The sequence below is a fragment of the Planktothrix sp. FACHB-1355 genome (assembly GCF_014748295.1).
GTDB classification, from domain to species: domain Bacteria; phylum Cyanobacteriota; class Cyanobacteriia; order Cyanobacteriales; family Aerosakkonemataceae; genus Aerosakkonema; species Aerosakkonema funiforme_A.
This window is the reverse complement of record NZ_JACJUP010000799.1, coordinates 1-3,354: the sequence shown is the minus strand read 5'-3', so window position 1 is coordinate 3,354 and position 3,354 is coordinate 1. Positions and strand designations below refer to the sequence as shown.

The 3,354-nt window shown below is 48.8% G+C and carries 3 protein-coding genes; all 3 read right to left on the bottom strand.

All coding sequences use genetic code 11. The features are described from left to right. Window positions 1–3 precede the first annotated feature (3 nt). Window positions 4–834, bottom strand: a complete 831-nt coding sequence (locus H6S82_RS25050; protein ID WP_199315311.1) for an ABC transporter permease subunit — start codon at window positions 832–834, stop codon at window positions 4–6. Window positions 835–839: 5 nt separating this feature from the next. After that, complete coding sequence (locus tag H6S82_RS25045; RefSeq protein ID WP_190465295.1) at window positions 840–1,772, bottom strand: ABC transporter permease; 933 nt, start codon at window positions 1,770–1,772, stop codon at window positions 840–842. A 10-nt stretch (window positions 1,773–1,782) separates the two neighbouring features. Continuing rightward, a partial coding sequence (gene nikA / locus H6S82_RS25040; protein WP_191056886.1) for a nickel ABC transporter substrate-binding protein occupies window positions 1,783–3,354 on the bottom strand: 1,572 nt, incomplete at its 5' end.

Genomic DNA, 3,354 nt, shown 5'->3' with positions numbered 1-3,354 from the left:
TCCTTAACCCCTTGGATCTAGCCAACTTTCCAAACTTTCAGCTAAGGCATTAAAACCGAACGCCGTCACCAAAATTGCCACACCGGGAGCAATTACCAGACGGGGAGCCGCCTGCATAAAGGGCCTTGCATCTACGAGCATTGTCCCCCACTCTGGGTACGGGGGCTGAATGCCCAATCCCAGAAAGCTCAATCCGGCAATCGCGAGTATAGCGGCTCCCACGTCCAAGCTCAGCTGCACCAGGATTGGGCCTAAAAGCGCGGGCAATAAATGTACACGGATGATGTAGAGAGGACTTCCGCCCAAAGCAAAAGCGGCTTCCACGAATGCAGTAGACTTTGCACAGAGAACTTGGCTTCGCACCAACCGTGCGTAGGTCGGCCACCAACCGATGGTCAGCGCTAAAACTAAATTGGGGAAACCAGAACCTAAAATGCCGACCAAAGCTAATGCTAATATTTGTTTGGGCAGAGCCAGAAATAAATCCACAAAGCGCATCAAAATTTCATCGACGACGCCGCCAAAGTAACCGGCACACACACCGATTCCCACACCGATCGAAGCGCTCAAACACAGTACGATCGCTGTGAGGGTAATGGATACTTGTCCCGCCCACAAAAGCCGACTAAGAATATCTCTTCCCAGGTGATCTGTACCCAATAAATGTTGCCAAGTGGGTGTACTCAGACCCAGGTTGAGGTCTTGAGCGGCTGGATCGTAAGGTGCGATCGCGGGAGCAAAAATGCTGGCTATGACGTTGAGCAGTGCTAGCACAATAGCAATCGATGATATGAGATTAGCTTTTTGCCAATGATGGAGAGCGATCGGCATCATTACCATTACTCCAAACGAATGCGGGGGTCAATCAAAGCGTAGGCGATATCGGCGATCGCATTAACTACAACCATCACAAAAGCAAATAATAACACCATTGCTTGGATAACGGGAATGTCCCGAAATTTTATCGAAATGATGTAATAGTTGCCTATTCCCGGCCAAGAAAACAATGTTTCCACAATTACAGAACCGGCGACAATATGGCTGAATTGATTTGCCACCACCGTCAGCAAGGGTACAGCAATATTAGGTAAGGCGTGGCGTATCCAAACCGCTCCTTCCGAGAGTCCTTTTGCCCGTGCGGTTTGCAGATAATTTTCATGCTGCACCTGTAGTAACGTGGAACGGGTGAGACGCTCAAGACGTGCGGCATTAGCGAGCCCCAAAGACAAAACAGGTAAGATTAAATACTCCGCTCCGCGCATTCCGTAGGTAGGCAACCATCCCAAATAAATGGAAAATACCAAAATGAGCAGAAAAGCTAGCCAGAAGTCTGGAATTGAGACGCTGAGCAGGGATAGTGTACGGCTGAAATTATCCCACCAAGAGTTGCGTTTTTGAGCGGAAATTAGCCCGCTCGGAATGCCGACGATCGCGCTGAAAAGAGTGGTCGCTCCTGCTAACAAAAGCGTCGGTGCTAGACGCGAACCAATTTCTGCGATCGCAGGCTTACCGGTGCGGAAAGAGTAACCGAAATCACCCCCGATCGCATGACTCGCCCAAGTGAAGTATTGCTGCCAAGGTGATTTATCCAAGCCGTACTCGGAGCGAACTACAGCAGCTTCTTGCTCTGTTGGCAACCGCCCGATACGCGATCGCACAATCATTACAGCTGGGTCTCCCGGTGCTAGGTAAGTTAAGAAAAAAACTAGCACACTGGTTGCCACCAGCACTGCCGCCGAGCCGACCAGACGCTTCACCAAAAATTGAAACATAGTTGATTGTTTATTGCGATTTCTTCGTCACCTCTTGCAGGTCAAGTTCGTACTCAGTCCCCGCCAATTTAAATCCTGTTACCTTGTTACTCACAGCATAAACTCGATTTGAGTAAACTATAGGGATAGCAGCGACATTTTCATCCATAAATTTCTGGATTTCTACATAAAGATTTTGTCGCTCTTTCTCATCTTTAGTTGCCAAAACCTTATCGATCGATTTGTCTAACGTGGGATGACCATATACTCCTCCGTGTTCGGCGTATTTGCTAGATGAGTGAAACATCTGCTTTAAACTCAAATGAGGGTCGTAGGGAGAACCCCAAGTAAGGTTAATTGCGAGATCGAATTGTTTCTTCATCAGAGCGTCGTTCCACGCACCGGAATCAACCAAGCGCACATCCACAGCCACACCAATTTCGCGCAATTGCGCTTGAATTACTTCCCCCATAGATTTAGCTTGCGGGGAAGAATCTCCATCAACTATCAGCGTTAATTGCAGAGGCTTACCATTCTTTTCGAGAATGCCATTTTTCCCCGATTTCCATCCAGCCTCAGCCAGCAAAGTTTTTGCCTGTTCGGGATTGTAGGCATACAATTGCGGATTTGAGTAGTTTACGTAGGGTATCTTGGGTGCGAAAATCCCTTTGGCCGGAGTAGCTAAATTGCTGAAAACTTTGCTGGCAATAGCTTCGCGGTTAATCGCGTAGCTGAAAGCTTGTCGCACGCGCACGTCACCGAGAGGGGGGCGATCGTAATTAGTTTGGATAAAATAAGTTGTGCTTCCCGGTGCGGTCAATAGCTGAACTTTGGGGTCGTTTTTCAGCGTGGTTACGCTCTCTAAAGGGATACCGCCAATGCTGTCGCCGCCAATGAGTGTTGCTTGACCGCTCATCAGCGCTGCAACGCGAGTTTGGGCGTCGGGAATCACATCAAAAACTACCTCATTGAGCTGCGGTTTAGTTCCCCAGTAGTTTTGATAAGGGGTAAAAACTGCACGTTGCGTTGGGTTATCTACTTGCACCTGCCAAGGGCCGGTTCCTACAGGCTTGAGATATTTTCCGGTTGCGTCTGTGGCTTTGGGACTGAGAAATCTGACAGGTCTGACCAGCGCAAGTTCCTGAATAGCTCCATAGTAAGGTTCTTTCAATTGCAACGTCAATGTGTATTTATCTGGTGTGGCGATCGATTTTATCTTGTTGGCAAGCGGTAGCCAGTCATGATCTTTCGTTCCCACCCAGCGTTGCAAGTTCCACTTGGCAGCTTCGGCGTCGAAGGGCGTTCCGTCGTGGAATGTCACACCCTCTCGCAACTGGAAAGTCAAGGTTTTGCCATCCTCCGAGAGTTTCCAGGATTTGGCCAGCGCTGGTGCGATCGAGCCATCTTGCAGGTAGCGAACTAGCGGTTCGTAGACGAGATCCAATGCTGGAAAACTTGACTTATAGTTGTGTGGATTCAAGTCGCCTATTTCACCGCCTATGGCAACGGTAAAAACTTGCTGAGTTGGCGAGGAATTTGCATTAGTTGCTTCGCCTGAAGAAGGTTTGTTGCTACCGCAACCCGCAGTCATCAATAAAGCAAC

Excerpts from the sequence above, each read along its gene's own strand:
- H6S82_RS25045 (WP_190465295.1), bottom strand. The coding sequence starts at position 1,772 with ATGTTTCAATTTTTGGTGAAGCGTCTGGTCGGCTCGGCGGCAGTGCTG.
- H6S82_RS25050 (WP_199315311.1), bottom strand. The coding sequence starts at position 834 with ATGATGCCGATCGCTCTCCATCATTGGCAAAAAGCTAATCTCATATCA.